Genomic DNA, 5,978 nt, shown 5'->3' with positions numbered 1-5,978 from the left:
GCCTCCGGTTGCGGCTTGGGGCCGCGGCCGCTGCCGGCGCGGCGCGGCTCGCGTTCGCGACGGGGCTTGCGACCGCCGCGCGAACCTTCCTTTGACCCATCTCTTGCAGCTTCGCGCTCGCGCGATTGCCGCGGCGGCGCGTCGGAGGATTCCGAATGAACCGTGAAATCGCCTTCGGCGCGCGGAATGCTCTGGCCGATCAACTTCTCGATCGCTGCCATCGATTTGACGTCGAGCGGGGTGACGATGGAGATCGCAGTGCCGGCGCGTCCGGCGCGTGCGGTGCGGCCGATGCGGTGGACGTAGTCATCGGCATGGTGCGGGACGTCGAAGTTGAAGACGTGGCTGACGGCCGGAATATCCAGGCCGCGCGCTGCGACATCGGAGGCGACCAGCAGCGGAATTTCGCCCTTGCGGAACTGGTCGAGCGCCGCCGTGCGGGCGGACTGATCCATGTCGCCGTGCAGGGCGCCGACGCTGAAGCCGTGCTTCTGCAGCGATTTGTGCAGGACGGCGACCTCCCGCTTGCGGTTGCAGAAGATGATCGCGTTGTTGAGATCCTTGGCGTCGCGCAGCAGTCGACGCAGCACCTCGCGTTTTTCGTGCGGCTCGCGGCCAATGTTGACCTGGAACTGGGACACGCCGCCCACCGTCGTCGCCGGCCTCGAAACCTCGACCTTCTCCGGATTGTGCAGGAAGGTTTCGGTGATGCGGCGGATTTCGGTCGGCATCGTCGCGGTGAAGAACAGCGTCTGCCGCGTGAACGGAACCAGCTTGCAGATCCGCTCGATGTCCGGGATGAAGCCCATGTCCAGCATGCGATCGGCTTCGTCGATCACCAGCAATTCGACGCCGGTGAGCAGCAGGCCGCCGCGCTCGGTATGGTCGAGCAGCCGGCCGGGGGTGGCGATCAGCACGTCGACGCCGCGGGTCAATTTGGAGTCCTGGTCGCCGAACGAGACGCCGCCGATCAGGAGTGCGACATTGAGCTTCTGCCCCGCGCCATATTTGTCAAAGTTCTCCTTCACCTGGGCGGCGAGTTCGCGCGTCGGCTCCAGGATGAGGGTGCGGGGCATCCGGGCCCGGGCGCGGCCCTTTTCCAGCATGGTGAGCATCGGAAGGACGAAGGCCGCGGTTTTGCCGGTACCGGTCTGGGCGATGCCGAGAACGTCGCGGCGGGCCAGAACGTGGGGGATCGCCTGTTCCTGAATGGGGGTCGGGGTGGTGTAGCCGGTGGCCGCGACAGCGGCGAGAACCTTTTCGGAAAGACCGAGATGGGAAAAAGACATTGAGCCTCTGGTCGACACCGCCGTTCGGAATCGAGGGTAAAAAGGCTGTCGCGTTAGCCCCGAAACGGCGCGCTTTATGAAGCTGGGGGCTCTGAACTTACGCTGACGAGCGGCTAATCTTGAGGAATCGCGTTTCGATCCAAGGCCGCGTTACGTCCGAACATAGGTGCGAAATGGCCAAAGTCAATCTTGGAACGGGTCAAATAGCCGAAAAGACTTAATGTTTTCGCACAAATAACGGCCGTATCGTCATTTTGCAGCCAAATGACCGAGGTCGTGTGCTGCGAGTTTCACCGGGTATCGGCGACCGGCCCTGACCGGCGCCGTTTTGAACATACCATGACCGTGGCGCCCCCAGCCTGCTTGAACCGGTATTCTGCGTCCGCAGACTACCGGAAAACCATTCCCGGGAATCGCGGCTCACAATGCGTGCAGGGCAGGGAAATCGAATGAAATGGTTGTCGGTCAGGGCCGCATTGGCATCGGGCTTCGCGGCTTCTTTGTTGCTGTTCGCAGCACCGGCCCATGCCGAAAAGCGCGTCGCGCTGGTGATCGGCAACAATGATTACAGGAACGTGCCGAAGCTGCAGAAGGCGGTCAACGACGCCCGCACCATGGGCGACACGCTGAAGCAACTCGGCTTTTCCGTCATGGTCGCGGAGAACCAGACCCGGCAGGCGTTCAGCGAGACATTGCTCGCCTTCGACAAGGCGGTCGGGCCGGGCGACACCGCGTTCTTCTTCTATGCCGGCCACGGTTTTGAGATCGCCGGACAGAATTTCCTGTTGCCGACCGATGTGCCGGCGGCGACCGAGGGCCAGGAGGAGCTGGTGCGCGACGCCTCGATCCTGGCCGACCGCGTCATCGAGCGGCTGCAGAACAAGAAGGTGCGCACCTCGATCCTGGTGTTCGACGCCTGCCGCAACAATCCGTTCGAGCGGTCGGGCACCCGCGCGGTCGCCGGCGGCGGCGGTCTCGCGCCGATGACGCAATTGCCGGAAGGCGTGTTTTCGGTGTTTTCAGCGGGGCCCCGGCAGACCGCGCTCGATCGTCTGTCCAACAGCGACACCAATCCCAATTCGGTGTTCACCCGCACCTTCGCAAAAGAGCTGACGCAGCCCGGTGTCAACCTCGTGCAGGTCGCGCAGCGCACGCGGCGGCTGGTCAGCGAAATGGCCGAGACCGTCAGCCACAAGCAGATTCCGGTCTATTTCGACCAGATGGTCGACGACGTGTTTTTGAACGGCACCGCGGCCGGCGCGCAAGCGCAGCCGGCAAAACCGGTCGAGGCCCCGCAAAAGGTCGCGGCGCTGCCGCCGGTGGCGGTGCCGCGGATCGCGCCGCCAAACGACAGCGTCAATGCGCCGATCGCGATGTTCTCGCGCCACAATGGCGGCTGGACCGTCGTGTTCTCGATCGCGGACCCTGCGCTCGGGATTTCCTGGCGGATCGGGGAAACCGGAGATTTCCGCGAGACCGGCTTCATCGACACGCTCGATTCGCGCACCCGCAAGCGGATGCCGAACCCGTCGATCGAGCTTCCCGCCGACGCACCGGCTTCGACCATTCAGGTTCGTTATGTCGACACCTCCGGCGACATGCAGGGACCGTTTCCGATCAAATTCGATCCCGAAGCCGCGCTGATCCGCGACCAGCGCAAAATCCTCGACATGACCGCGACGAGCTGGCTGTCATTTCGCGAGTTCAACGGACTGCTCGTCTACTACACCCATCTGATGTCGTATCGCTGCGCGATCCGCGAAGTCCGCGTCGGCATCGACTCAGCGGTGCCGGACAAGGTGTTGAAAATGCCGCCCTGCGATCCCAGGGACCCCAGCGTCATCCCCCACGACGCGCAGCCCTATCTCAAGCTCGCGCCGTCGACCCAGTTCGTTTCGGTGGAATTGACCTATCGCGACGGCAGCGTCTCGGAAATCAAGAGTTTCCGTCGCTAAGCGCGACCGTGCCGCGCCCGAATATCTGGGCGCCACGGGATCTCTGAATGATGATCCGCAACAAAAAGCCCCGGACGATGCCGGGGCTTTAGGTTTTTTCAGGAGACCGAATCTCAGTACTTCGCGACGACCGGCGTCGCCCAATTGAACTTGTAGCTCAGGCGTGCTCGCACAGTATCCGTCTCCGAGAGCTTGACTGATGTCGGTCCGTTGTAGACGAAATTTTGGCGATCGAATTCTGCGTGCAGATATTCCACGCCCGCAATCCAGTTCGAAGCAAAGGCCCATTCGACGCCAACGCCCGCTACCCAACCATTGGCCCAACCGCTCCTAAAAGGATTCGCTGGGGGTGCGAGCGGGATGTAGTTGGCTTGGCTCAAATGCGCAGTGGCGTAGCCGCCCGTTCCGTAAAGTAGCAGGTTCGGCATGCTGATGGGTGAATACCCGATGCGGCCGCGGATCGAAGCCATTTGATCGTTGTGAGTGTGGAACAGCTCGGTATTGCCAAGCCCCGTGGTGAGGTGGGTGGTGTCGAGGTCCATCCAGGTGTAGTCGCCTTCGAGACCGAACACGAAGCGGCTCTGGGTCATGAGCTGGCAGCCGCCCAAAACACCGCCGGAGAAGCTCGACGAGTCCGCATTATAGTTGAAAGGGTAAAGCGGGATGTCCACGTTCGTCCTGCCCCACGTTCCACCGGCATGACCGCCGATGTAGCACCCGGACCAGTCATAGAGCGGAACCGGGAGCGGCGCGGGCCGAGCCTTCACCGCCATATCGGCAGCGGAAGCAGCTACTGTGCCAAGGACTAGAGCGGACAGCGTAAGAACCAGCCTTTTCATTTTATCCCCCAAACTAAGGTAGGTGGCAGAGTGTGCGACAACTGAGGACAACCTACCGTAGGAATCTCGAAAATACTGTCGCTGAGCTGCAACACGCGACTGATTTCGCCGCCAGCCACTGCCCAGATTTGGCCTTTTTTCTTCGATTTTTCGGGGCTTTCCAACACTCGAATACCGGGCGCGGGTGGCGCGTAACGGTAAACCCCGTCATGAAGGCGACAAGCGAAAGAGTGATTTTTGCTGACTCTTCCGACTCACCGCCCCAGCGCCGGGACTTTTGCCGGTGAAGCAATCCTGAAAAGGACAGTCTTCTCGGGGCTTCAGCCCATGATCGAAAACCCGCCGTCGACAGGAATCGCGGCGCCGGTGACAAAGTCCGATGCGCGCGATGCGAGAAACACCGCGATGCCGGCAAAGTCGCCGATCGCGCCCCATCGCGCCGCCGGCGTGCGCGCCAGGATGCGGTCATGCAGGCCCTCGATTTCGTCGCGGGCGCGCCGGGTGAGCTCGGTGTCGATCCAGCCCGGCAGCACCGCATTGACCTGAATGTTGTCGGCGGCCCAGGCGACCGCGCAGGCGCGCGTGAACTGCACGATGCCGCCCTTGCTCGCGGCATAGGCCGGCGCAAAACCGGCGCCGAAGATCGACATCATCGAGCCGATATTGACGATCTTGCCGCCGCCGGCCTGCTTCATCGCGGGGTAGACCGCCTGCGAGCACAGGAAGGCGCTGGTGAGGTTAGTCGCAATCACGCGCTCCCACTCGGCGAGATCCAGCGCCTGGGGCGGTTTGCGGATATTGATCCCGGCATTGTTGACGAGGATGTCGACCCGGCCGAACGCGCTTGTGACACGCGCGACCATGTCAGCGACCGCAGCCTTGTCGGTGACATCCGCGACCACGGATATGGCTTTGGCGCCGCCTTGTTCGAGCTCGCCGACCGCCGCCAGCGACTTCGCCTCATTGCGTCCGACCACCGCGACCGCGGCGCCGGCTTCCGCCATTCCCCGCGCCATGCCGAGCCCGATGCCGCCATTGCCGCCGGTGATGACAGCCACCTTGCCGCTGAGGTCGAACAGTCCGGTCTTCATCGTTTTTGTCCGGTCGTGGTTGAATGCCGCGGCAAGCCTGCCCGATCAGCGCCGACCCTGCCAGATCAGGATCAGGCCGACGGCGCCGAGCACCGCGCCATATCCGGCCCACTGGAGCTGGGCGATCATGAAGCTCGATGGCGGCCAGCGGATCACGCCGGTGCCCTGGCCGATCCACAATAGCCCGATGGCAAGCGCGAGAAAGCCGACGATCAAAAGTGCGTTGCGCATAAAATTCCCCTGTTGCCGGCCGGCTTTCTGTCGCGGTGCGCGGATTGGGCGGTTGGCGGCTGGTGTTAGGATACCCGAAACCGAAGCGAGGGGCGGCCGTAACTTCCCATCGAACACGGTTCGGTTCGGGTCGGCAAGGCCGGAAGGATCTCACCGACATCAATCGCAGGAAGCGCGTTCGCGTGTTGCTGCGGGCGATCGGTGCCGCTGGAGATCAGCAACCAATGATCCGGCGTGCGACAAGCTTGGCAATGCTGACAACAAAAAAGCCCCGGACGATGCCGGGGCTTTTGAGCCGCTGAGATTTCAGCAGGGATCAGTACTTGGCAACGACCGGGCCACCCCAGTTGAAGCGGTAGACCAATTCGCTGCGGACGGTGTGGACCCACGTCTTTGAGTCGAGAGAGTCGCCACCCGGTAGGCCAGTAGCTGTGATTCGAATCGGATTGGTCTGGGTATCATACTGCGAGAAGCGGTATTCGGTCTTCCAAAACAGGCCGGGCAGGAAGCTCAACGCATATTCGTCGCCGGCGCCAATGAAGTAACCTTTAGAGGTTTTCTTGTCGAGGTAGA

5 protein-coding genes and 1 pseudogene are annotated in these 5,978 nt (G+C 62.5%); 1 reads left to right on the top strand and 5 read right to left on the bottom strand.

Features of this window, described 5'->3' with window-relative positions; all coding sequences use genetic code 11:
- A partial coding sequence (locus tag WCE35_RS25165; RefSeq protein ID WP_424596010.1) for a DEAD/DEAH box helicase occupies positions 1 to 1,289 on the bottom strand: 1,289 nt, incomplete at its 3' end.
- A 449-nt stretch (positions 1,290 to 1,738) separates the two neighbouring features.
- On the opposite strand from WCE35_RS25165, the gene WCE35_RS25160 reads away from it, so the two are divergent.
- A complete protein-coding gene (locus tag WCE35_RS25160) occupies positions 1,739 to 3,244 on the top strand; it encodes a caspase family protein (RefSeq protein WP_424596009.1) in 1,506 nt (501 codons plus the stop codon).
- Positions 3,245 to 3,357: 113 nt separating this feature from the next.
- Here WCE35_RS25160 and WCE35_RS25155 read toward each other — a convergent pair whose 3' ends face one another.
- The 4 genes and pseudogenes from WCE35_RS25155 to WCE35_RS25140 form a co-directional block, all read right to left on the bottom strand.
- Complete coding sequence (locus WCE35_RS25155; protein WP_424596008.1) at positions 3,358 to 4,083, bottom strand: outer membrane protein; 726 nt, start codon at positions 4,081 to 4,083, stop codon at positions 3,358 to 3,360.
- A gap of 320 nt (positions 4,084 to 4,403) precedes the next feature.
- The gene (locus WCE35_RS25150) at positions 4,404 to 5,174 is read right to left on the bottom strand and encodes an SDR family NAD(P)-dependent oxidoreductase (RefSeq protein WP_424596007.1); all 771 of its coding nucleotides are present in this window, start codon (positions 5,172 to 5,174) and stop codon (positions 4,404 to 4,406) included.
- A 45-nt stretch (positions 5,175 to 5,219) separates the two neighbouring features.
- Complete coding sequence (locus tag WCE35_RS25145; protein ID WP_424596006.1) at positions 5,220 to 5,405, bottom strand: hypothetical protein; 186 nt, start codon at positions 5,403 to 5,405, stop codon at positions 5,220 to 5,222.
- A 316-nt stretch (positions 5,406 to 5,721) separates the two neighbouring features.
- Positions 5,722 to 5,978, bottom strand: a pseudogene (locus WCE35_RS25140) (outer membrane protein); the annotation flags it as partial.

It is taken from the genome of Bradyrhizobium sp. (assembly GCF_049691595.1).
Taxonomy (GTDB): domain Bacteria; phylum Pseudomonadota; class Alphaproteobacteria; order Rhizobiales; family Xanthobacteraceae; genus Bradyrhizobium.
Note: the sequence above shows the minus strand (reverse complement) of the source record. Positions and strands in the feature narration are given on the sequence as shown.